The 23199-nt window shown below is 63.6% G+C and carries 23 protein-coding genes; 11 read left to right on the top strand and 12 right to left on the bottom strand.

What is annotated here, in order from left to right:
* The first annotated feature begins 676 nt into the window (after positions 1–676).
* Positions 677–2017: a Rieske 2Fe-2S domain-containing protein gene (locus JQ629_RS32050; protein WP_212416010.1), complete on the top strand. Its 1341-nt coding sequence runs from the start codon at positions 677–679 to the stop codon at positions 2015–2017.
* 163 nt (positions 2018–2180) lie between these two features.
* On the opposite strand, the gene JQ629_RS32045 is transcribed toward JQ629_RS32050, so the two are convergent.
* From JQ629_RS32045 to JQ629_RS32035, 3 genes are all read right to left on the bottom strand, one after another.
* Positions 2181–3788, bottom strand: a complete 1608-nt coding sequence (locus tag JQ629_RS32045) for a Na+/H+ antiporter (protein WP_212416009.1) — start codon at positions 3786–3788, stop codon at positions 2181–2183.
* A gap of 69 nt (positions 3789–3857) precedes the next feature.
* Positions 3858–4232 (bottom strand): nuclear transport factor 2 family protein, encoded by a 375-nt coding sequence (locus JQ629_RS32040; RefSeq protein ID WP_212416008.1) that lies wholly within the window; start codon positions 4230–4232, stop codon positions 3858–3860.
* A 33-nt stretch (positions 4233–4265) separates the two neighbouring features.
* Positions 4266–4640 carry a nuclear transport factor 2 family protein gene (locus JQ629_RS32035; RefSeq protein WP_211998201.1) on the bottom strand — a complete coding sequence of 125 codons (375 nt, stop codon included), beginning with the start codon at positions 4638–4640 and terminating at the stop codon, positions 4266–4268.
* 101 nt (positions 4641–4741) lie between these two features.
* On the opposite strand from JQ629_RS32035, the gene JQ629_RS32030 reads away from it, so the two are divergent.
* A complete protein-coding gene (locus JQ629_RS32030) occupies positions 4742–5203 on the top strand; it encodes a GFA family protein (protein ID WP_212416007.1) in 462 nt (153 codons plus the stop codon).
* Positions 5204–5403: 200 nt separating this feature from the next.
* A complete protein-coding gene (locus JQ629_RS32025; RefSeq protein WP_212416006.1) occupies positions 5404–7197 on the top strand; it encodes a caspase family protein in 1794 nt (597 codons plus the stop codon).
* Here JQ629_RS32025 and JQ629_RS32020 read toward each other — a convergent pair whose 3' ends face one another.
* A complete protein-coding gene (locus JQ629_RS32020) occupies positions 7198–7887 on the bottom strand; it encodes a DUF1345 domain-containing protein (protein WP_212416005.1) in 690 nt (229 codons plus the stop codon).
* A gap of 1 nt (position 7888) precedes the next feature.
* Positions 7889–8809, bottom strand: a complete 921-nt coding sequence (locus JQ629_RS32015; protein WP_211998206.1) for a polyprenyl synthetase family protein — start codon at positions 8807–8809, stop codon at positions 7889–7891.
* 187 nt (positions 8810–8996) lie between these two features.
* Between JQ629_RS32015 and mtgA the strand changes: the two genes are divergently transcribed.
* From mtgA to JQ629_RS32000, 3 genes are all read left to right on the top strand, one after another.
* Positions 8997–9674, top strand: a complete 678-nt coding sequence (gene mtgA, locus JQ629_RS32010) for a monofunctional biosynthetic peptidoglycan transglycosylase (RefSeq protein WP_212416004.1) — start codon at positions 8997–8999, stop codon at positions 9672–9674.
* Between the two features lie 157 nt (positions 9675–9831).
* Positions 9832–10017, top strand: a complete 186-nt coding sequence (gene rpmF, locus JQ629_RS32005) for a 50S ribosomal protein L32 (RefSeq protein ID WP_027540899.1) — start codon at positions 9832–9834, stop codon at positions 10015–10017.
* Between the two features lie 144 nt (positions 10018–10161).
* Positions 10162–10809: a hypothetical protein gene (locus JQ629_RS32000; protein WP_212416012.1), complete on the top strand. Its 648-nt coding sequence runs from the start codon at positions 10162–10164 to the stop codon at positions 10807–10809.
* A gap of 25 nt (positions 10810–10834) precedes the next feature.
* On the opposite strand, the gene JQ629_RS31995 is transcribed toward JQ629_RS32000, so the two are convergent.
* Positions 10835–11122, bottom strand: a complete 288-nt coding sequence (locus JQ629_RS31995) for a hypothetical protein (protein WP_249135417.1) — start codon at positions 11120–11122, stop codon at positions 10835–10837.
* A 241-nt stretch (positions 11123–11363) separates the two neighbouring features.
* On the opposite strand from JQ629_RS31995, the gene JQ629_RS31990 reads away from it, so the two are divergent.
* A complete protein-coding gene (locus JQ629_RS31990; protein WP_212416003.1) occupies positions 11364–13055 on the top strand; it encodes a bifunctional diguanylate cyclase/phosphodiesterase in 1692 nt (563 codons plus the stop codon).
* A 173-nt stretch (positions 13056–13228) separates the two neighbouring features.
* On the opposite strand, the gene phaR is transcribed toward JQ629_RS31990, so the two are convergent.
* Positions 13229–13828, bottom strand: coding sequence for a polyhydroxyalkanoate synthesis repressor PhaR (phaR, locus tag JQ629_RS31985; RefSeq protein ID WP_212416002.1), 600 nt, complete (start codon positions 13826–13828; stop codon positions 13229–13231).
* Positions 13829–14141: 313 nt separating this feature from the next.
* Between phaR and JQ629_RS31980 the strand changes: the two genes are divergently transcribed.
* From JQ629_RS31980 to yddG, 3 genes are all read left to right on the top strand, one after another.
* Positions 14142–15320 carry an acetyl-CoA C-acetyltransferase gene (locus JQ629_RS31980; protein ID WP_211998211.1) on the top strand — a complete coding sequence of 393 codons (1179 nt, stop codon included), beginning with the start codon at positions 14142–14144 and terminating at the stop codon, positions 15318–15320.
* A gap of 264 nt (positions 15321–15584) precedes the next feature.
* Complete coding sequence (gene phbB, locus JQ629_RS31975; RefSeq protein ID WP_212416001.1) at positions 15585–16310, top strand: acetoacetyl-CoA reductase; 726 nt, start codon at positions 15585–15587, stop codon at positions 16308–16310.
* A 125-nt stretch (positions 16311–16435) separates the two neighbouring features.
* Positions 16436–17311 (top strand): aromatic amino acid exporter YddG, encoded by an 876-nt coding sequence (gene yddG / locus JQ629_RS31970; protein ID WP_212416000.1) that lies wholly within the window; start codon positions 16436–16438, stop codon positions 17309–17311.
* Positions 17312–17399: 88 nt separating this feature from the next.
* On the opposite strand, the gene JQ629_RS31965 is transcribed toward yddG, so the two are convergent.
* On the bottom strand, positions 17400–17846 hold the full coding sequence (locus JQ629_RS31965; RefSeq protein WP_212415999.1) for a cupin domain-containing protein: 447 nt from the start codon (positions 17844–17846) through the stop codon (positions 17400–17402).
* Positions 17846–18613 (bottom strand): hydroxyacylglutathione hydrolase, encoded by a 768-nt coding sequence (gloB, locus tag JQ629_RS31960; protein WP_212415998.1) that lies wholly within the window; start codon positions 18611–18613, stop codon positions 17846–17848. Before gloB ends, JQ629_RS31965 begins: the two co-directional genes overlap by 1 nt.
* Before the next feature lie 209 nt (positions 18614–18822).
* Here gloB and JQ629_RS31955 point away from each other — a divergent pair, with 209 nt between their 5' ends.
* Complete coding sequence (locus tag JQ629_RS31955) at positions 18823–19566, top strand: methyltransferase domain-containing protein (protein WP_212415997.1); 744 nt, start codon at positions 18823–18825, stop codon at positions 19564–19566.
* A 144-nt stretch (positions 19567–19710) separates the two neighbouring features.
* Here JQ629_RS31955 and JQ629_RS31950 read toward each other — a convergent pair whose 3' ends face one another.
* The 3 genes from JQ629_RS31950 to prfA all read right to left on the bottom strand — a co-directional run bounded on the left by JQ629_RS31950 (position 19711) and on the right by prfA (position 23160).
* Positions 19711–20475, bottom strand: a complete 765-nt coding sequence (locus tag JQ629_RS31950; RefSeq protein WP_212415996.1) for a DUF4167 domain-containing protein — start codon at positions 20473–20475, stop codon at positions 19711–19713.
* Between the two features lie 531 nt (positions 20476–21006).
* Positions 21007–21891 (bottom strand): peptide chain release factor N(5)-glutamine methyltransferase, encoded by an 885-nt coding sequence (prmC, locus tag JQ629_RS31945; RefSeq protein ID WP_349631357.1) that lies wholly within the window; start codon positions 21889–21891, stop codon positions 21007–21009.
* A 189-nt stretch (positions 21892–22080) separates the two neighbouring features.
* A complete protein-coding gene (gene prfA, locus JQ629_RS31940) occupies positions 22081–23160 on the bottom strand; it encodes a peptide chain release factor 1 (RefSeq protein ID WP_212415994.1) in 1080 nt (359 codons plus the stop codon).
* Positions 23161–23199 lie beyond the last annotated feature (39 nt).

Below are 23199 nucleotides of genomic sequence, written 5' to 3'. Positions count from 1 at the left end.
CCATCCCGTCCTGGTCAGAAGGGCGTCGGCCGTCGTCACGGACGTTGGACGGGTTGCGGTGGACGCTGGTTTGCGCTGAGACGACGGCGTGGATAAGCGTACGGCAAAACCGTGTGGTCCTGGCGCCCGTTGCAGGCGTCAAGCTGTCGGAGAAGCGCAAGCGGGAACGGCAGCGACGGAGTCAACCAAGAACTCGTCTCCGGGGAGATCACGGCATAAGCCGTAAAGCCATTGCGCAGGGAAGGCCGGGTGTTCTCCGCTGCCCTGTATGCTCGCGTGCACATTTTTTTGTGCAAACCGCACGCGAGACCGCGGGTGCAGCGCGCACCCGGTCTTCCCTGCGCCCTCTCGATTAGAGGGCAAGGAATTTCTGGCAAAGCTCGGGCGCATCGCGCCGCGGGAACGCGAAACTGCGTTTAGACCACGGTGCAGCAACAAATACCGCCGTCGTCCCGGCCTTGAGCCGGGACCCATAACCACAGGAAGAAGTTTGGCGAACGGTCTCTGTTACCGAGGCTCTATCGAGAAATCACGCGGTATGGGTCCCCCGATACGCAATTGCGCATCTGCGTTCGCCGGGACGACACCGTGATCCCAGCTCAATACCCACGTTGACGCCCCCTTTGACCTGCGCCAATCTCAGCGAAAACCAAAACAAAACTCCGGAGGTCACGCCATGCTCCGCGCCGAAGACAACGCCTTCCTGACCGAGAGCGGGGCGGGAACGGGAATGGGCGAATTGCTGCGCCGGTTCTGGATGCCGGTGCTGCTGTCGGCGGAACTGCCTGAGGCCGACGGCACGCCGAAGAAGATCGTGGTCATGGGCGAGGAGCTGCTGGCGTTCCGCGACACGCGCGGCGTGGTCGGCGTGATCGACCAGTATTGTCCGCACCGCGGCGCCAATCTCTGGCTCGGCCGCAACGAAGAGTGCGGCATCCGCTGCGTCTATCATGGCTGGAAGTTCGACACGTCAGGCAATTGCGTGGACATGCCGACCTCCTATCCCGATCTGAATGCAAAGGACCTGATCAAGATCAAGTCCTATCCGGTGCGCGAATGGGGCGACATGATCTGGGCCTATATGGGTCCGGCGGACCAGATGCCGGAACTGCCGGCGCTGGAGATGGCGCTGGTGCCGGCCTCGCACCGCTACGTCACCAAGAAATGGCAGGACTGCAACTGGGTGCAGGCGCTCGAAGGCTCGATCGATACCGCGCATTTCACCTTCGCGCATCTGAGCTTCGAGAAGGAAGAGAACGAGATCCTCGACATCAAGAAGCATTTCGTGAATCCGCTCACACGGGTTGCGACCGACCATATGCGCTGGATCGCCGAGGACCCGCGCCCGGTGATCAAGATCAGCCCGCACGCGGCCGGCCTCACCGTCGCCGGCGGGCGGCTCACCGGGTCCGACAACATCTACTGGCGCATCGCCCAGTTCCTGATGCCGGTGCATGCCTATGCGCCGAGCTCGATGCCGGGCGAGAACATCTTCGGCCAGAGTTTTGTCCCCGTGACCGATACCAGTTGCTGGATCTACACCTATGCGTGGAATCCCGAGCGGCCGCTGACGCAGGCCGAGCGCGACGGCTACGATCGCGGCAACGGCGTGATGTCGGAGGTCGACGAGAATTACGTTCCGCTGCGCAACAAGGCCAACGACTATCTGATCGATCGCAAGCTGCAGAAGACCAAAAGCTACACCGGCATCAAGGGCGTCTCCGAACAGGACGCCGCGGTGCAGGACAGCCAGGGCCCGATCGCCGACCGGACGCGAGAACATCTCGGCCCGACTGATTTGGGCATCATGCATTTCCGCAAACTGGTGATGGAGACCGCCCGCGCGCTGCAGCAGGGCGAGGCACCGCCGCATGTCGCGCGTCAGGACCGCTACACCGTACGCTCCGGCGCCTGCGTGACCAGCAAGACGAAAGACCTCGCCGCCGTGATGATCGAGCGCTTCGGCGATGCGGCGGGGTTCGTCGGTGGCCCGGGGCGGAATGTTGCGGCGGAGTAGGGGCGGGCTGCTTCTCTCGTGTCGTCCCGGCGAACGCCGGGACCCATACGCCGCGGCCCGTGTTGTTGAAAAAGAAAGACAACGATCAGCGTGTTAAAACAATGATCGCTGGTGGTTATGGGTCCCGGCTCAAGGCCGGGACGACGTGTGGATGGATACGGGCCTACAACGGAATCCTCCGATACTCCCGATTGCTCAAACTCGCTTCCTCCAGATCGAGGTCGCGCTCGATCCGGCGCCGGGTCTCGTCGGTGATCTTGCCGTCGCGCAGCAAGGCGTGAATGAATTTACGCTCCGTCGAGATCAGCTCGCGTGTCAGTTCGGTGCCGGCCGCCGAGGCGTCCTCCACATCGGGATCGAACGCATCGGGCAGCTGGTTGGTGCGGGATTCGTGCCGTGCGCGGAGCAGCTTGACGACTTCGTCGGTCAATTCGCGGTCGTTGGTGATGGCATCGAGCGATTTGAGCGCCGCTTCGAGCGCCTCGCGCCGCGCTTCGATCTCGGCTTCGTGCTCGGCGATGTGTTCGTCGCGGCCGGCCTGCGTCAGGCCGAGCCACCGCACCACCAGCGGCAGGCCTGACCCCAATCCGACCAGGGTGATGAAAATGACGCCGAAGGAAACGAACAGGATCAGGTCGCGATGCGGGAACGCGTCGCCATTCGGTAGTGCAAGCGGCAGCGCCAGCGCGGCGGCAAGCGACACCGCGCCGCGCACGCCGGTGAAGGCGATCACGAAGGTGTTTCGCCATGGAGGACTGGGATCGCGCGCCCGCAGGCGCGGATTCAGCAGGCGCGGCAGATAGATGGCAGGAAAGACCCAGGCGAACCGCGCGACGATCACGATGGCCGTGACCAGCGCGGTAGCGAACAGGATCTCGTCCAGCGGGAACGCCTTCGATTTCTCGAACAGCGAGCGCATCTGGAAGCCGGTGAGCAGGAACAGAAAACCCTCGACCAGGTAGATCACGAGGTCCCAGAAGAAGATGCCCTGCAGGCGCGTCGCCGACGAGATCAAAAGCGGCCCGTTCCAGCTCATATAAAGCCCGCAGGCGACGGTGGCGATCACGCCGGAACCGCCGAAATGGTGGGGAATCCAGAAGGCGAGGTAGGGCGTGATCAGCGACAGCGTGATCTCGACCTGCGGATCACGGGCGCGGTGGCGCATGCGCAGGCTGAGCCAGCCTACCGCGAGACCGAACAGCAACTCGCCGACGACGATGACAGCGAAGGTGCCGGTGGCCTTCGGCAGCGAGAACATGCCGGTCAGGATCGCCGCGACCGCGAAGCGGTAGAGGATCAGCGCGGTCGCATCGTTGACCAGGCCCTCGCCCTCGAGCACGACCAGGATCCGGCGCGGCATGCCGAGTTTCTTGGCAATCGCCAGCGGCGCCACCACGTCGGGCGGGGCGACGATGGCGCCCAGCAGAAAGCCGACGGTCCATGGCAGCCCGATCAGGTAATGCGTGGCGGCGGCGACCGCGAAGGCGGTAAAAATCACGCAGCCGACCGCCAGCAGCGTGATCGGGCGGAGGTTGAATTTGAATTCGCGCCAGCTCATGGCGACGCTGGCCGAGTAGATCAGCGGCGGCAGCACCAGCACCAGCACCAGTTCCGGCGGCAGTTCGATCGACGGCATGCCCGGCACGAAGGCAAGCACGATGCCGGCGAGCATCATCAGGATGGCGGACGCGACATTGATTCGCCGCGCCAGCAACGCGGTGCCCGCCAGCACGGCGAGCAGGATCAAAAAGATCTGAAATTTGGCTTCCATGATCTCCCCAATTCGCAGGGAAACCCCTCGGACGTCAATCCGGTCGGATGGACCCGCGGACGGGGGAGACTACCCGCGCAGATCGTAGAGGTAGGACTTCGAGACGATCTTCCAGCCGTCGGAGAGCTTCATCGCCACCAGATAGTCGGTGAAATAGAGCGGCGGCAATTGGCAGCGCACCTTGATGAAGGCGGTGGATTGGTCCGAACGGTCGATCGTGACGATGAAATCCTCACGCGGCTTGCCTTCCGCCTTCGCCGACGGCCGCTTGCGGAAGTAATCCAGCCAGTCGGGCATGGCGAGGACCTTCAGCCGGCCCTTCTCCAGCGAGCGCAGGTCGGCGGAAGGGTGGAAGATCGCGCCGAGCTTGTCGACGTCGCCTTCGTAGACGGCGTCGAAATAATGCTGGATCACGGCTTCGACGGTCGAGCGGTCGTAGCTCACGGATCGGTCCTCATATGCTGGCCTAAACAGCCGTCACTCGCGCAGATCGTAGCGGTAGGATTTCGAGACGATCTTCCAGCCGTCAGAGAGCTTCATCGCCACCAGATAGTCGGTGAAATAACGCGGCGGCAATTGGCAGCGCACCTTGATGAAGGCGGTGGACTCGTCCGAGCGGTCGATGGTGACGATGAAATCCTCGCGCGGCTTGCCTTCGGCCTTGGCTGACGGGCGCTTGCGCACGCGGTCCAGCCAGTCCGGTACGGTCAGCACCTGCAATTCGCCCTTCTCCACCCAGCGCAAATCGGCGGTGGGGTCGAAGATGGCGCCGAGCTTGTCGGCATTGCCTTCATACAGGCCATCGAAATAATTCTGGACGACGGCTTCGACGCTCGATCGGTCTTCGCTCACAATAGTCCTCCCCAAAGGTGCAGGATTGTTCGATCTGAAGTAAGCCACGAACGGATGAATTTCGCTACGGGTGAGTGCAAGACCGCGGCAGGGAATTGATCATGACGGGTTCAGTTAGTTCGAATGCTCGCATTCTGACCGGAGAATGCTTCTGCGGCGCGGTGCGTTACGCCGTGGCCGATTCATTCGAATATGCCCTCAATTGTCATTGTTCGAATTGCCGGCGGACCACCGGTTCGGCGTTCAAGCCGTTTGCCGGCATCGCGCGCGACAGGCTCAGTATCACCGCGGGTGACGATATCGTGATGATCCATGGCGACGATGCCGGTCATAACGCGCACTGCCGGCGATGTGGCTCCTTGCTCTATTCGGTGGTGCGCGATGGCGCCTTCGTCCATGTCGCGATGGGGACACTGGTCGATGCTCCCTCGATCCGCCCGTCCGCCCACATCTTCGTGGGTTCCAGGTCCTTGGCTTCCAAGGCGCCCTGGTTCTCCATCACCGACGATTTGCCGCAGTACCAGGGTCACGTTGTCCGGGCTGAACGCCCGGAACAGGCGTAGCAATTGGCGGGGCGCGGCCGGACGAGCCCGGCGTCAAACATGACCGGCCAACGGGCGAGCCCGTGGCCTGTTTGCCGGATTGGCGGTAAAATGGCCGCGCGATCCGGGTCGATGCGGTTCGTGACCCAACTCACAAAGCCCGGCCCTATGCCCATGATAGGTATACCCGGTGGGAAAAAGTGCGAGGCTCCGGAAGCGTCATGTTCAGATCTGGATCTCTAAAATTGCATCGATGGGTGCTTGCCGCCGCGGCGCTGCTGGCTGTGTGCCAGCCGGCGTTTGCCGAGAAGCGCGTCGCCCTGGTGCTCGGCAATTCCGCCTACAGGAATGTCCCGCAGCTTGCCAATCCGGTTAACGACAGTGCCAAGATCGCCGCGACGCTGAAGGATGCCGGCTTCGATGTCGTCGATTCTCGCCGCGATTTGCCCGCGGCCGAAACCCGGCGCGCGCTGCGCGACTTCGCCGACCGTGCCCGGGACGCCGACATCGCCGTCGTCTATTACGCCGGCCACGGCATCGAGGTGGACGGCTCGAACTACTTGATTCCGGTGGATGCAAAACTGGAACGCGATACGGACGTCTACGATGAGGCCCTGTCGCTGGATCGCGTGTTGATCGCGATCGAGCCGGCCAAGAAATTGCGGCTCGTCATTCTCGACGCCTGCCGGGACAATCCGTTTGCCAAGTCCATGAAGCGCACGGTTGCCTCGCGCGCGATCGGGCAGGGCCTCGCCAAGGTCGAGCCGAGCAGCCCGAACGTGCTGATCGCCTATTCGGCCAAGGCCGGATTCACCGCGGCGGATGGCGACGGCCAGAACAGCCCGTTCACAGCAGCGCTGTCGCGCCATATCGCAACCCCGGGGCTCGATGTGCGCCGCGCTTTCGGATTTGTCCGCGACGAAGTGCTCAAGACCACCGGCAACCGGCAGGAACCGTTCGTCTATGGTTCGCTCGGCGGCGAAGACGTGCCGCTGGTGCCGGCCCCTGCCAAACCGGCGCCCGCCGCAGCGACGGCTGCGCCCGCGCTCAGTGCGCAGGCCGAAGCCCGCCGCGACTACGAACTGGCGCTGCAGCTCGGCAACAAGAACGCGCTCGACGCCTTCCTCAAGCAATATCCCGACGGCTTCTATGCCAGCCTCGCCAAGCTGCAGCTCGACAAGATCGCCGCCGAGGAAATCCGCATCGCCGCCACAGAGAAGGCGCGGCTGGCCGAGCAGGAGCGGGCGCGGCTCGTCGCCGAAGGCGCTCAGAAATCGGAGCAGTCGAAGGCCGAGGCTGATGTCAGGGCCGCCGAGCAGGCGCGCATCGCCGCCGAAAAAGCCAAGCAGATTGCGCAGGACCAGGCCGCGGCGGCCGAACAGAAGCGCCTCGCGGCTGAAGTACCCGCGCCCGCCAAGGAACCTGTCAAGGAAAAGGCCGTCAATCTCGCGGCGCTGCCCCCCGCATCGGCCCCGGCGGACATCACCAGGTCGGTGCAGGCCGAACTGCGCCGAGTCGGCTGCCTGACCGGCGCTGCCGATGGCGACTGGAACGTGGCTTCGCAGCGCTCGCTGACGCTGTTCAACCGCTACGCCGGGACCAGGCTTGATGCCAAAGTGGCCAGCGTCGACACGCTCGATGCGATCAAGCTGAAGCCGTCCCGCGTCTGTCCGCTGGTCTGCGAACATGGCTTCAGGGCCGATGGCGACCGCTGCAGCAAGATCACTTGCGCCCAGGGTTCGGTGCTCAACGACGACAATGAATGCGAAAAGCGCCGCGGCAACAAGCCGGTGGCCAAGCGCGATAGCGATGATCGCCCCGAACGGCCGGTTCGCGAACGGCCGCGGCCCGAGGTCAGTGCGCCCAGGCCTCAGGCATCCGGCCGGGCATCCGGCCAGGTCGTATGCGATCAGGCCGGTTGTCGCTCCGTGACCGCCGGCTGTCGCCTCGAATACAAGACGTTTGCCCAAGGTGGTCCGTATCCAAGCGGCGGCAATATCGAAGTGTGCCGCTGACTAGATCGCACTCGCGGCGATGTTGACCATCAGTGCGACCAGCGCGGTATTGAACACGAACGAGATGATGCCGTGGACGGTCGCGGTGCGGCGGATGATCTTGTCGGTAATCCCGACATCGGAAACCTGCGCGGTCATTCCGATCACGAACGAGAAGTAGACGAAATCCCAGTAATCGGCGTCCTCATGCTGGTCGCCGCTCGGGAATTGCAGGCCGCCCGGTTTGTCGCCGCGGTAATACTCATGCGCGTAATGCAGCGAGAACGCCGTGTGTACCGCCGCCCATGACAGGGCGATGGTCATCATTGCCAGCACCAGTCCCGGCGCGCTGCGGTTGGAGGCGCCGAGTTCGAACACGATGGCCGCGATGCTGGCAAACGCGCCGAGCGCCGTCAGCAGCAGAATCAGGAAACGGCCGTCGTCCTGCAGCGCCGCGTTGCGGCGGATGTGCAAAATGCCGCTGCGAAACACCATGGTGAAAACCAGCACCAGATACAGCGCGACGAAGATGTCCCAGCTGACCAGCAGCCGCGTTACCAGCCGCAGCGAGCCCGGCAGCAAAAAGAACGCAACGATACCGACTGCGATCGCGATGAAGGTGCGTGGCCGCCCATAGACCACACGGAGCAGAACCGGCTTTTTCCTGAACCGGTCGAGGAGCTCGTCGAGTTCCTTCTTCTGCGATGGCACGTCAGCTCTTGCGATCGGCGACGAAGCGCGACGCGGCCTTCAGTACGTCACCCTTGGCGCCGAAGATCGACAGCGCGGAATCCGCGCGCGCCAGCAAGTCGCGCACGCGCTGCTTGGCGCCGTCGATACCGAGCTGGGTGACGAAGGTGGTCTTGCCGAGCGCCGCATCGGCGCCGGCCGGCTTGCCGAGGGCTGCGGCGTCGCCCTCGACGTCGAGCAGATCGTCGGCGATCTGGAACGCCTCGCCGAGCGCGCGGCCGTAATCGTCGAGCGCCTGATATTCCTGTTGCGTGGACTGGCCGAGGATCGCGCCCGCGATGCAGCCATAGCGCAGCAGCGCGCCGGTCTTCATCTGCTGCAGCCGCGCCACGTCGACCGGTTCGCGGTCGCCGAACCGGCCTTCGCCGGCGAGGTCGAGTATTTGTCCACCGACCATGCCGCCGATCCCCGAGGCGCGGGCGAGCGCACGGGTCAGCAGCAGGCGCACGGTGGGATCCGAATGAATCTCGTCGCGGGTCACGATGTCGAACGCCAGCGTCAGCAGGCCGTCACCGGCGAGGATCGCGGTGGCGTCGTCGGTCTTCTTGTGCAGCGTGGGACGGCCGCGGCGCAGGTCGCTGTTGTCCATCGCCGGCAGATCGTCATGGATCAGCGAATAGCAGTGGATGCATTCGAGCGCGGCGCCCGCGAGCAGCGCCGCGTCGCGCGGAACGCCGAATACGGCCGAACTCTCGACCACCAGAAACGGCCGCAGGCGCTTGCCGCCGCCGAGGCTTGAATAGCGCATCGCGTCCATCAGCCGCTTCGGCCGCGCGATCTCGTCTGATAACAGCGTATCCGACAGCAGCTTCGCCAGCAGGGCCTCGGTATCTTCGGCGGTCTGATCCAATCGTGTGGTGAAATCGGCAGTGGCGGTCGTCATTTAAGAATGGCTCCAGATCAATTTTGCCGGACAATCGTTGATGGCAGGGCGTCAGTCAATTCCGCTACCCGGCTTGAGCCGCCTTAAAAGTGCTGGAAAACCCACGAAATATCATGGTGATGTCACCTATTAAGGGGTCTGTTGACCGATCCTTGAGCCGGCTGGGCTGAACCGGAAGCATCCGAATTTGCGCTTTGTCCGAATCTTATTGCTGATTTTGCTGGTGCTGCTGCTGTTGCCGTATCTGGTGACGCCGTTCTATCGCACCGGCCATCCGGTCTCGACGCTGATGGCCTGGCGCTGGCTCAAGGGCGCGCCGGTGTCGCGGCAATGGATCGATTTCAAGGCGATTTCGCCGGCGCTGCCGCGCTCGGTGGTGGGCTCCGAGGACGCCAAATTCTGCGCCCATCGCGGGGTCGATTGGAGCGCGCTGCAGGATGCGATCGAGGATCACGAAGAAGGCGAGGTGTCGGGTGGCGGCTCCACCATCACCCAGCAGGTGGCCAAGAACCTGTTCCTGTGGCCGGGCCGCAGCGTGGTCCGCAAGGCGCTGGAGCTGCCGCTGGCGATGTGGATCGACCTGGTGCTGTCCAAGCAGCGGATTCTCGAGATCTACCTCAATATCGCCGAACTGGGCCCCTCCGGGCAGTTCGGCGCCGAGGCAGGGTCCCAATACGCGTTCGGTCGTTCGGCTGCGACCCTGTCGCCGCGCGAGGCGGCCCTGCTGGCGGCGATCCTGCCCAATCCGGTCAGGCGCAGCGCCCGTAATCCCGGCCCCGGGGTGCGGCGTCTGGCGGGCACCTACATGGCCCGGGCCAATGCATCCGCGCTGCAGCGGTGCTGGAGCGAAAATCGTTCATTTTGAGCCAATTTTCGGCCGATTTAACCTTGGCAAAGCCTAGCTTTACGTCATCCCTTCCTCTATAAGCGCGGCCTTATCGGCATCGCAGCCCGTGCTTTGAAGCGCTGGGCGGTCCGCTACCCGGGACGATGCCCTCCGACAACACCCCTAGAGGACCGTTATGGCCGTTCCCAGAAGAAAAACATCGCCCTCGCGGCGTGGCATGCGCCGCTCGGCGGACGCCCTGAAGAAGCCGACCTATGCCGAAGACAAGGATTCGGGCGAATTGCGCCGTCCGCACCACCTCGACCTGAAGACCGGCATGTACAAGGGCCGGCAGGTTCTGAAGGCCAAGAAGGAATCCTGATCGGGCCCAGGCTTGGCGCGGCGATTCAGCCGTGCCTGCCTGAATTTGGCCAACGGATGGGGTAAGACGGTTCCCGGTGGCGAAGCGCGATGCTTCGCCTTAGGAGCGTTCAAGTTTCCTTTAGTTAAGGCCTCGCCGATGTCCATGGTCGGATTTCCGCTACTCCTGATTCCGCTCGCGATCTACAACATCATCGCCTTCCTGATGCCGGAAGTCGCTTTCAGCACGCCGCTGCTGAAGCTGATGCTGATGTCGGGCGTGGAATGGCAGGTGACGCTGAGCGACGTCCTGGTCGCGGTCGGCATCTTCCTGTTGATGTTCGAAGTCATCAAAGGCGCGCGTCCCGGCGCGAAATATCTCACCGACCATTTGCTGTCGCTGATCGTGTTCGGCGCGGCCGCTGCCGAATTCGTGCTGTGGCCGAAGTTCGGCACCTCGACCTATTTCCTGCTGACGTCCCTTGCGCTGGTCGACTTCCTGTCCGGCCTTGCCTTGCGCACGCGGCGGCGCGCGATCGTGGCGCCTGCGGTGTCCGCCAAGGGCGCAAGAAAACCTGAACCGAGACCTGAGCCGCAGGTCGAGCCGCCGGTGGCCGAGCCGAAACCCGAGCCTGCGCCGGCACAGGCGACAGTGCCGCCCGCGGCATCGGTCGCTGAATCAGTGTTGATGGATCACCCCGAACCGGCGCCCGCGCCGGCTGTCGCGCCCCATACGGCTTCGCCGGAAGTCCCCTCGCCGGGGATACAGCCGAGTAGCGGTACGACTCCGTCGCCGGACAAGCCGCCGCGCTGAGCGGTCGTCGGATCAGATTTCTCGCTCAGATGACCTGCCGGGTCCGCCGTGCCACGCTGCGGCGTTCCTGCGGGTGTGCGCCATAGGCCGCCTGCGCATCCTCGATCGAGGCACGTCGCATGCAGCGGGTTTGTGGGGCATGGTCGGCGGTCGCGATCAGTTGAGTCAGAAAGGTCGGGTCGGGTCGCGCCATGGTCGCTTTCCGCGACCAGTGCACCGTTTGGGTCACCGGCACGAGCGCGACACAGGCCGGCGCGTCGGCGTCGGAGACGTCTACGTCCAAAATATCTTCTGATCGTTCGGTATCGAGCATCGCACTGAACCGGCTAAAACTGTCACGTTTTGGGACGTGACGCCCTACTGCGATTCGCTCTTCGCAAGGCCTATGCCGATGCGTCCCGGTTCGTTCCCTAAAGGTTTGCGACAGCCGTAAAACGTGGTTTCCAGATTATTTATGAACTTTGCCTAGCGTCTGATTCGATAGAACCACTATCCTGAAGGTGCCAGAATCACCTTTGCCTGTCTTTGGGCTGTCCCGAATCGAGGCGACTTTGATGTCCGCTGTCCCGCAAGCCTCCAGCATCCTCGCTTCGCTCGGGCAGGCCACGTTCGTCTGGGATCTCGCCGCCGACAGCATCGCCTGGAGCGACAACGCCGCCTCGGTCTTTACCGACATCGCCCCGGAAGCGCTGGCCAGTGGCTCCGGGTTCGCCAAGCTGATCGAGCCGAAAGGGTCGATCCGGTCAGACGCGCTGGGTCACACGGCCCCGGCACGCGGCGGCGAGGGCACGGCCTACCGGATCGAATATGGCGTGCGGGCCTCGACCTCCGCGCCCGTGATCTGGATCGAGGAAACCGGCTGCTGGTTCGCCGGCGCCGACGGCAAGCCGGCGCGCGCGCAAGGCGTCGTCCGCGTCGACAATGAGCGCCGCGCCCGCGATGAGCAGCTCGTGCGGCTCTCGCGGCACGACCCGCTGACCGGCGAACTCAATCGCACCCACCTGATCGCAGCGCTCGCCGAGGCGATCGAGGAAGCCGCGCGCTTCCGTTCGTCATGCGCCTTCATGCTGATCGGCATCGACCATCTGGCGCGCGTCAACGACGCTTTCGGCTTCGATGTCGCCGATGGCGTGATCGCGGAAGTCGGAAAACGCATTCGTGCGCGGCTGCGCGGCGGCGACGTGCTCGGACGATTCTCCGGCAACAAATTCGGGCTGATCTTGCGCAACTGCACCGTCGACGACACCAATGTCGCGGCCGAGCGGTTTCTCGCCGGCATTCGCGACGAGGTGGTGCCGACCGTGTCCGGGCCGGTGTCGGTAACGGCGTCGATCGGCGCGATCAGCATCCCGCGTTATGCCCGCAGCGCCGATGAGGCCGTCACCCGCGCCCAGGAAACACTGGATGGCGCCAAGAGCCGCCGGGCCGGATCATTTGCGCTGTGGAAGCCGAATGTGGAGCGCGACGCCCAGCGCCGCGTCAACATCCGCGTCACCGATGAAATCGTCACCGCGCTGAACGAGCGCCGGATCGTGACCGCGTTCGAGCCGGTGGTCGAAGCGCGCTCGCGCCAGCCGGCGTTCTACGAATGCCTGGTGCGGATGGAGCAGGCCAACGGCCAGGCGTTGCTGGCACCGGATATCGTCCCTGTCGCAGAACGACTTGGCCTGATCCGGATGGTCGATCACCGCGTGCTGGAACTCGCGGTCGCCGAACTCGCGGCGTCACCGAACGTGCAGCTCAGCCTCAACATCTCACCCGACACCACGATGGATCCGGACTGGTCGGCCTCGATCGAATCCCTGATGCGTGCGCATCCGGGCGTGGCCGAACGACTGATCGTGGAAATCACCGAGACCGTGGCGATCCAGGATATCGACGACATCAGAGGCTTCGTCACCAGGCTGAAGAATTTCGGCAGCCGGATCGCGATCGACGATTTCGGCGCCGGCTACACCTCGTTCCGCAATTTGCGCAAGCTCGGTGTCGACATCGTCAAGATCGACGGCGCCTTCGTGCAGAACATCGCGCGCTCGGCCGATGACCGCGCCTTCGTGCAGACGCTGATCGATCTGGCGCGGCGGCTGCAGATCAAGACGGTGGCGGAATGGGTGCAGGACGAAGAGTCCGCGGTCATGCTGCGCGAATGGGGCTGCGACTACATCCAGGGCCGCCTGATCGGCCTCGCATCACCGGAGCGGCCGTGGGCCGTGTCGGCCGAGACGGTGTTGCCAGCGGCGAGTTGATCAGCGTAGCGTTGAAATGTTTCCGTCGTCCCGGCGAAGGCCGGGACCCATACGCCGCGGCTCATCGATGAGGCGCGGTGGTAGACGCCCTCACGCGACAACAAAGATTTGTGGTTATGGGTCCCGGCCTTCGCCGGGACGACGTATGGAGAGAGTGGAACGCGGAAGAGAAACTACTCTTCCTTCTTCGGCTCTTTCGACATGCGCTCGAGGCGGTCCTGCATGTCCTTCATCTGACGGCGAAGGTCGTCGATATTGTCTTCGCCAGCCGCCGGCTCCGGCAGCTTCTCGGGTTCGACTGACGTCACGCCGCCGCGCGGCGGGACGAACGGCTTGAACATCGAGAACGTCTGCTGAAACAGTTCCATGTTGCGGCGGACGTGTTCTTCGAGCGGCGCAAATGGCGTTCCCGAGAACGTGTTGGTGAGCTGTTTGCGGAACTTTTCCTGCTCGCGCGTCAGCGTGTCGATCGATTGTTCCAGGTATTTCGGAACCACCATTTGCATGCTGTCGCCGTAGAAGCGGATCAGCTGGCGCAGGAACGTGGTCGGCAGCAGATTTTGCCCCGCCTTGTTTTCCTGCTCGAAGATGATCTGCGCCAGCACCGAGCGGGTGATGTCGTCACCGGTCTTGGCGTCATAGACGAGAAAATCCTCGCCATCCTTCACCATCGCTGCGAGATCCTCGAGCGTCACATAGGTGCTGGTGCCGGTATTATAGAGCCGCCGGTTAGCGTATTTCTTGATCGTGGTGGGTTGGTCTGACTTGGCCATGGCCATGGGGCTCACACATCCATACCGAGAGCGGGGAACCCGACGGCATCGCCGGCGGGCAGACGAGCAACGCAACGCAGCAAAGTAAGCATTTTCAATGCGGCTCGGCTACCGTTTTGTGCGGCACGGTTAATTCCAAGGCATGGGTACTGCTATGGAAACTGCCAAGGACGCTATTTTGAATGCGCCGCGGCGTGATTTTCCCCTCTGGCCGATTGACACACGATGCCTAGGTTAACAGGATGGTCCCAAGAGACAGGCCCGCCATCCGGCCGCCCGCCGTCGAGAAACCTCAAGCCCACAGGAGATGTCCATGTCAGACGATGTCGTCATCGTCAGCGCCGCCCGCACCCCGGTCGGCAGCTTCAACGGCGCGTTCGCCACCACCCCGGCCCATGATCTTGGCGCCATCGCAATCAAGGCCGCGCTGGAGCGGGCTGGCATCGAGCCGGGCCGTGTGTCCGAAGTCATCATGGGCCAGATCCTGACCGCCGCGCAGGGCCAGAATCCCGCCCGCCAGGCCTCGATCGCGGCCGGCATCCCGGTGGAAAGCCCGGCCTGGGGCGTCAACCAACTCTGCGGCTCGGGCCTGCGCACCGTTGCGCTCGGCTATCAGGCGCTGCTCAACGGCGATTCGGAAATCGTCGTCGCCGGCGGTCAGGAATCCATGAGCATGGCCCCGCACGCGCAATATCTGCGTGGCGGCGTCAAGATGGGCGGCCTCGAACTGGTCGACACCATGATCAAGGACGGCCTGTGGGATGCCTTCAACGGCTATCACATGGGCAACACCGCCGAGAACGTCGCGCGGCAATACCAGATCACCCGCGCGCAGCAGGACGAGTTCGCGGTGCATTCGCAGAACAAGGCCGAGGCCGCGCAGAAGGCCGGCAAGTTCAATGACGAGATCGTCCCCGTCACCATCAAATCCCGCAAGGGCGACATCATCGTCAGCGCCGATGAATATCCGCGCCATGGCGCCACCGTCGATGCGATGGCCAAGCTGAAGCCCGCCTTCGAGAAGGACGGCACGGTCACCGCCGGCAGCGCGTCCGGCATCAATGACGGCGCCGGCGTGGTGGTGCTGATGACCGCCAAGCAGGCCGCCAAGGAAGGCAAGAAGATCCTCGGCCGCATCGCGTCCTGGGGCCAGGCCGGCGTCGATCCCAAGATCATGGGCACCGGGCCGATCCCGGCTTCCCGCGCCGCGCTGAAGAAGGCCGGCTGGAACATCGCCGATCTCGATCTGATCGAGGCCAATGAAGCGTTTGCGGCACAGGCCTGTGCCGTCAACAAGGACCTCGGCTGGGATACGTCCAAGGTCAACGTCAATGGCGGTGCGATCGCGATCGGCCATCCCGTCGGCGCTTCCGGCGCCCGCGTGCTGGTGACGCTGCTGCACGAAATGCAGAAGCGCGATGCCAAGAAAGGCCTCGCCACGCTGTGCATCGGCGGCGGCATGGGCATTGCCATGTGCATCGCACGCGACTGAGCCATAGCGTTTTCAACGAAGTGGGTACCGGTTCGCGTCAAGAAAACGCGTACAGATAAAAGGCAGATAGGATGCGTTGTTGATGAAAAGTTCATCTGTCAACCACGGCTCAAATCGATAAAACTGAAATGCCCGGTCTTGCGCCGGGCATTTTCATCTCTGGTGCGTTATCGAGTGAGAAAACGCGCCGCACTTTGAAGAGCAGGCTTCGTCAAAAGACCGGGACAATTCCGGCTCGTAAAAGACCACCAAGGAGGACTACGCATGGCACGTGTTGCATTGGTTACGGGGGGCACGAGGGGCATTGGTGCTGCGATCAGCAAATCGCTGAAGGCGGCGGGCTACAAGGTTGCGGCGAGCTATGCCGGCAATGACGCCGCGGCGGAAAAATTCAAATCGGAGACCGGCATTCCCGTGTACAAATGGGACGTCAGCTCGTTCGACGCGTGTGCGGCCGGCGTCAAGCAGGTCGAGGCCGATCTCGGGCCGATCGACGTGCTGATCAACAATGCCGGCATCACCAAGGACGGCGCCTTCCACAAGATGACGCTCGAGCAGTGGAACGCGGTCATCAACACCAATCTCGGCTCGCTGTTCAACATGACCCGCCAGGTGATCGAAGGCATGCGCGCCCGCAAGTTCGGCCGCGTCATCAACATCTCCTCGATCAACGGCCAGAAGGGACAGTTCGGCCAGGTCAATTACTCGGCGGCCAAGGCCGGCGACATCGGCTTCACCAAGGCCTTGGCGCTGGAGAACGCCAAGGGCGGCATCACCGTGAACGCGATCTGCCCCGGCTACATCAACACCGAAATGGTGCAGGCGGTGCCGAAGGACGTGCTGGAGAAGAGCATCCTGCCGCTGATCCCGGTCAATCGCCTCGGCGAGCCCGAAGAAATCGCCCGCGCGGTGGTCTTCCTCGCCGCCGACGAGGCCGGCGCCATCACCGGCTCGACGCTGACGATCAACGGCGGGCAGTACATGGTGTGATGCTTCTTCGTCATTGCCTGCGACAAACGCGAAGGCGTTTGCGCAAGGAAGCATAGCGACGAAGCAATCCATACTTGCTATTGACGCTAGATGGATTGCTTCGCTTCGCTCGCAATGACGGCTTCATGACTCCCCGTACCGCCACACTTATCGGACTGACCGCGATCCTGATGTGGTCGCTGCTGTCGGTCCTGACGGTTGCGACCGGAAAAATTCCGGCGTTTCAACTCGCGGCGATGACGTTTGCGATCGGGGCGGCGGTCGCTTTCATCAGCTTCATCTGGCGGCCCGCGGCCTTCGCCGCGTTACGGCAATCGCCGACCGCGTGGGTGGTCGGCGTCGGCGGGCTGTTCGGTTATCACGCGCTGTATTTCCTGGCGCTGCGCTTTGCGCCGCCGGCCGAAGCCGGGCTCTTGAACTATCTCTGGCCGCTTTTGATCGTGCTGTTCTCCTCGCTGCTGCCGGGCGAGCGGCTGGCGGCCCATCACATCATCGGCGCGCTGCTCGGTCTCGCCGGCACGGTGTTGCTGTTGTCAGGCAATAGCGGCGGCGGCTTTGCGCCGGCGCAGATTCCGGGACTGGCGGCGGCCTTCGTCGCCGCCTTTGTGTGGGCGGCCTATTCGGTGATGTCGCGCAAGCTCAAGGCGGTGCCGACCGACGCGGTGGCCGGCTTTTGCCTCGCCACCGCACTGCTCGCGGCATTGGTCCACGGCATGGTCGAGACCACGGTCTGGCCGGAAACGTCAGGGCAATGGCTTGCCATTATCGCACTCGGCGTCGGTCCGGTCGGCGCTGCGTTCTTTACCTGGGACATCGGCATGAAGCGTGGCGACATCCGCGTGCTCGGCGCGGCATCCTATGCGACGCCGCTGCTCTCGACCGCTTTCCTGATTCTCGCAGGCTTTGCCACGGCGAGCGCCACGATTGCGATTGCCGCGATCCTGATCGCCGGCGGCGGCCTGATCGCGGCAAAGGATATGGTGTTGAAGAAGGGTCAGTAGGGTGGGCAAAGGCGCACTTGCGCCGTGCCCACCATCCGCGCCGCGGTGATTGTTGGTGGGCACGCTCCGCTTTGCCCACCCTACAAAATCACTCCGGCTCCCAATCCTTCGGCGCCATCTCGAACGTTGCAAAATCGAATCCCGGCGCAACCGTGCAGCCGACCAATGTCCAGTCGCCGGTGCTCTCGGCGGCTTGCCAGGTGTCGGGCGGCACGATCGCCTGCGGCTGCTCACCGGTGGCGAGATTCGGGCCGAGCCTGAAACTCCATTGCCCGTCATCGTCGGCGATTCTCAACGTCAGCGCGCTGCCGGCATAATAATGCCAGACCTCGACGGCATCGATGCGATGCCAGTGCGAGCGCTCGCCGCGCGCCAGCAGGAAATAGATCGCGGTGGACCGCGAACGGCCGCTGGCATCGGTGCGGGAATCGCGAAACGTCTCGCGATAATGCCCGCCTTCCGGATGCGGCTTCAGCTCGAGCCGCGCGATGATCTCGGCGGCACTTGTCTCGGCAGTACTTGCCGGAAGCGTCATCAGGACTTGTTCTTGCGTTCACGCAATTCGCCGAACACGTCGGCGGCGTTGGCGCCCTTCATGTGCAGCTTGGCGGCGACCGACGGCTCGTCGGCGCGCAGGAACACGTTGGCCTTCTTTTCCTCGCCGAGCAGGGTTGGAATCGTCGGCTTGTTCTCCGCGCGCAGTCTGGTCACTTCCGCGGCACGCGCGACCAGCGCGGGATTGTCGGGCTCGACCATGAGCGCGAACTTGACGTTGGAGGCGGTATATTCGTGGCCGCAATAGAGTTTGAAATCATCCGGCAGCGCGCGCAGCTTGAGCAGCGAATCCCACATCATGGGATAGTCGCCTTCGAACACCCGGCCGCATCCGATCGAGAACAGCGTGTCGGCGGCGAACAGCGCTTTTTCGCTGTCGAACACATAGGAGATGTGGTCGAGCGTGTGGCCGGGCGTTTCCAGCACGCGCACCAGGAGGCTGCCTACCTTGATGACGTCGCCATGGGCGGCGCGCAGATCGACATTGGCGATCGCCGCGGACTTGTCGTGCGGGGCGACGACGCGGCAATTGTACTTCTGCTTCAGCTCCGCGACGCCGCCGACATGGTCGTGGTGGTGATGGGTGATCAGAATATCCGTCAGCGTCCAGCCTTCGCGTTCCAGCGCCTTGAGGATGGGGCCGGCTTCCGGCGCGTCGATCGAGGCGGTCGCTTTGGTCGCGGGATCGTGGATCAGATAGCCGAAATTGTCGTTGAGGCAGGTAAAGGTGCGAATTTCCGAAGCCATGGTATCTCCACGAACAGTATGAGTGATTTCTTGCCTGAGCATGATCTCTTCGGAAAACCGGGGCCCGCCCCGCCATCGAAGTGCGGGGCGCGCCTTTCCCGATCAAGCTCTAACACGCCACATATGGGCAGGAAATATGGCGTTAACGCTCCTGCGGCAATGCAAATTTCCGCACCCCGCGGGGAATAGCGGCGTGATAGATTGACCCCATGACCATCGACGTCATCGATCTCCGCGATTTCTATTCGCGCCGCCTCGGCATCGTGGCGCGGCAGCTGATCAATCGCGGCATCCGGGCGCGATGGCCTGATGCGGACGGGCTTCGCGTACTTGGGCTGGGTTATCCCACGCCCTATCTCGGCCTGTTTCGCGAAGATTCCGAACGCTGCATCGCGTTCATGCCGGCGCAGCAGGGCGTATTGAAATGGCCGACGGCGCGGCCGGCGCTGGCGACCTTGATCGATGAATTCTCGATGCCGTTGCCGGACGCCGCCGTCGATCGCATCCTGCTGGTGCATGCGCTGGAAATGTCGGACGATCCGGAACGTTTGCTGCGCGAGGTGTGGCGTGTGCTGGCGCCGTCGGGGCGCCTGATTGCGGTGATTCCCAATCGCCGCGGCGTGTGGACCCGCACCGACAATACGCCGTTCGGCCATGGCCGGCCCTATTCGCGCGCGCAGATCACGCAATTGCTGCGGCAGACCTGGTTCACGCCGACGGCGTGGAGCGAGGCGTTGTTTCTGCCGCCGGTCGGCAAGGGCTGGTTCCTGCGTTCGGCGATGGCATGGGAGCGCGTCGGCGCGGCGCTGTCGCTGCCGTTCGCCGGCGTGCACATCGTAGAGGCGACCAAGCAGGTCTACCGCGCGATTCCCGCGCATCGCGAACGCACGCGGCTGATTCCGTCGCTGCAGCCGGTGCTGGTGCCGTCGTCAACGACGGCGACGCGGGGATAAATCTCTCCGTCATCCCGGCGAACGCCGGGATCCATAACCACCGATGGTGATTGTTTGAAAAGGTCTCTGCCTGCGTGCCTCAATGAAAGGCCGCGGCGTATGGGTCCCGGCTCAAGGCCGGGACGACGAGTTTAGAGAACCTTGCTACTCATTCCCCGGATTGAAATCTTCGCTCGGGACCGGCGCGGCGGCTGCGTTGTCGGGGCGCGGGCCGTGCGGCCGGCGGCGCCGGCGCGGGAAACGTTCACCGCCGCCATTGCCTTCGAAGGCACCGGGCGCGGCGTTCACCTGCGGCTGCGGCCCGGTGATGAAAGACGGCAGGCGGTCGACGCCGCCGGTATCGGCAATCACCGGCTGCGGCTGGGGCTGCGGCTGATATTGCGGCTGCGGACGATGTTCGCGTTGTTCGCGATGATGCTCGCGCGGCTGCTGGTCGCGGTCGCGCTGGAAGGGTTGCCCCTCACGCGGCTGGAAATCGCGCTGCTGATTGTTCTCGCGTGGCACGAACGGCTGTTGCTGTTGCGGCACGAAGCCCGGCTCCTGGCCGAAATGATTGAAGTTCTCGCCCTCTTCGTCGTGCTCCTCGGCCGGCATTTCGTTTTCGGTGCGCGGCTGCGGCTGGTTCTGCCGGAATTGCTCCTGGGCGGCAGCGATCAGGCGGAAATAATGTTCGGCGTGCTGGTAGTAATTCTCGGCCGCAACCGGGTCGCCGGATGAGCGTGCGTCCCGCGCCAGCTGGACGTATTTCTCCGCAACGTGGGAGGCGGTGCCGCGAATCTTGATGTCGGGTCCGTTCGATTCGAACACCCGGGTCATCGGGTTTTGACCGCGCCGGTTATTATTATTGTTGTTGTTATTATTGTTGTTATTCCGGTTACGCATCCGCTTGTTGTTCTGACCGTTTCTCATGTCTCGCCTTTATTCCAGCCCTGAAGTTATGCCGTTGCCGTCGTAGCCTCACCGGTCCGGGCACACGACTGTGCGCACCGATTCACGGTGTCGTTCAAATTCATGACGTCGATTTCGCCAACCCTCGCGTTCAACAAGGACGCGTTCCCCAACCGCCGGCGTTCACAGCCGGCCGGACCAAATGACTTAGCCTGCCAAAACCAGCCCAACAGAAACACGCCCGACCGAAACAAGCTCAACAGCCGCTGGAGCACAGGCTCTACGTAACTGTTTTGCGGGACTGTTTCTTGCGTAGGTATTCAAGCGCAATATCAGGCTTTCGTTCGCTTTGCGGTCGAGAGCAGCACAGCTCAGGCTATTGCGCTCGATTGGACCTGCGTTTTGGAACCTTTCACTCGGCGGGCTCTCGTTTCGAGAACTCAGGCCTCCACCCGTTATTACGGGGGCGGCAACCCTGGACCGATGTTGTGAGCGGAACGTAGTCGCTCCCGGGCAATATTCCAAGCGGTTTTTTTGCGTTCCAATAGGGCCTTATCGGGGCATTTTGCCGCCCGCGACCGCCCGCGGAATGCCCGCCAGATCGGCTTTGGGGGCGCCTGCCGGGATTAGCCCCGCAGCCGTCATCAAGGCCTGGATTTGCCCACTTTGGCCCTCCCCGGCCTCCACAACCAGGGCCGCGCCCGGCGCCAGGAGAGGCGCCGCCTGCGGGATCAGCGCGCGGTAGGCATCCAGCCCGTCGGCGCCGCCATCGAGCGCCGCCAGCGGGTCGTATTCCCGGACATCGATGGCGAGACCGGCGATATCCACTGAGCGGATATAGGGCGGGTTCGACACGATCAGGTCGAACGACCCGGTCAATCCGGACGCGTAATCGCAGGCGATGAACGTCGTACGATCAGAGAGCCCTGCCGACGCGGCATTGGTATCGGCGGTCTGCAGGGCGGCTGGCGAAATGTCGGTGCCGAACCCGTGCGCGTTTGGCAGCTCCGACAACAACGCCAGCAAGATCGCCCCGGAGCCGGTGCCGAGGTCGGCGATACGCAATTTGCGGCTGAGCGCGCCGCCGGCGCGCAATAATTCCAGCGCCAGCTCGACCACCGTCTCGGTGTCGGGCCGCGGCACCAGCGTCGCAGCCGAGAGCTCTAGCGGCAGGCCCCAGAATTCCTTGTGGCCGACAATACGCGCGACCGGCTCGCCTCGCAGGCGACGCTCCGCGAAATCTTCCAGCCGCAGTGATTGGTCTGCCGTAAGTTGCCGCTGCGCGGCCGTGATCAGGCCGGTGAGATCAAGGCCAAGCACCGCGCCGACCAGCAACCGCGCGTCGAGTTCGCTGGATTCGATCGCATCGGATTTGAAGCGTGCGGTGAGTATGCGCCGCGCGGTCTCGACGGTTTGTCCGGCGAAGGCTTCGGTCACCTGACGACCTCGCAAGAATCCATCCATCCGTCGTCCCTGCGAACGCAGGGACCCCCAGCGTGAGCGCAATTGCGCTCATCGCGGCGCCGCGGCCTCTCGATGGGAGCGGTGGGTGTTGATATCTCGCGCAATAACGCAGGCCTGTGGTTATGGGTCCCTGCTTTCGCAGGGACGACAGCTTTATTCAATTCACGCCGGGGCGCCCTGTGCGGCGAGTTGGGCGGCCTGATGCTCGGTCGTCAGCGCGTCGATCAGTTCGCCCAGCGATTCGCCCGCGATCACCTGCGGCAATTTATAGAGCGTCAGGTTGATGCGGTGGTCGGTGACGCGGCCTTGCGGGAAATTATAGGTGCGGATGCGCTCGGAGCGGTCACCGGAGCCGACTTTTTCGCGACGGTCGGCGGAGCGCGCCGCATTGATGCGCTGCTGTTCGGCGTCATAGATCCGCGAGCGCAGGATGTTCATCGCCGAGGCGCGGTTCTTATGCTGCGAGCGGCTGTCCTGCATCATGACAACGATGCCGGTCGGGATGTGGGTGATGCGGATCGCGGATTCGGTCTTGTTGACGTGCTGGCCGCCGGCGCCCTGGGCGCGCATGGTCTCGATCCGCAGATCGTCGTTCTTGATGTCGACATCGACATCCTCGACCTCGGGCAAGACCGCAACGGTTGCCGCCGAGGTGTGGATGCGGCCCTGCGTTTCCGTGTCGGGCACGCGCTGCACGCGGTGCGCGCCGGATTCGAATTTCAGTTTGGCGAACGCGCCGCGGCCCTGCACTTCGGCGATGATTTCCTTGTAGCCGCCCATGGTGCCCTCGCTGGCGGAGATCACCTCCACCTTCCAGCCCTGCAGCGCGGCAAAACGCTCATACATCCGGAACAGGTCGCCGGCGAACAGTGACGCCTCGTCGCCGCCGGTGCCGGCGCGGATTTCCAGCATCACGTTGCGGTCGTCCATCGCGTCTTTCGGCAACAGCGCGACGCGGATCTTCTGCTCGAGTTCGCCAACGCGCGTCTGCAGCGTCTCGAGCTCGGCTTCCGCCATGCCGCGCATGTCAGGATCGGCCGCGGAATCCGCCAGCAGCGTCTCGGTGTCTGTTATCTCGGCGCGCGCCGCGCGATAGGCCTTGACGGCATCGATCAGTGGATTGAGCTCGGCGAGCTCGCGCGTGATCTGGACGTATTTCTCTGAGCTCAATTGACCGAGCAGTTCCGCCTCGAGCGAAGCGTGATGGGCGAGCAGGATATCGAGTTTGGCTTCGGGTAACATGTCGGAGTTCTCAATGGCGCAAAGTGAAGGGGGTGTTGC

It is taken from the genome of Bradyrhizobium sp. AUGA SZCCT0222, assembly GCF_018130205.1.
GTDB lineage: Bacteria > Pseudomonadota > Alphaproteobacteria > Rhizobiales > Xanthobacteraceae > Bradyrhizobium.
The sequence above is the reverse complement of the archived record's forward strand: the minus strand, read 5'-3'. Positions and strand labels throughout refer to the sequence as shown.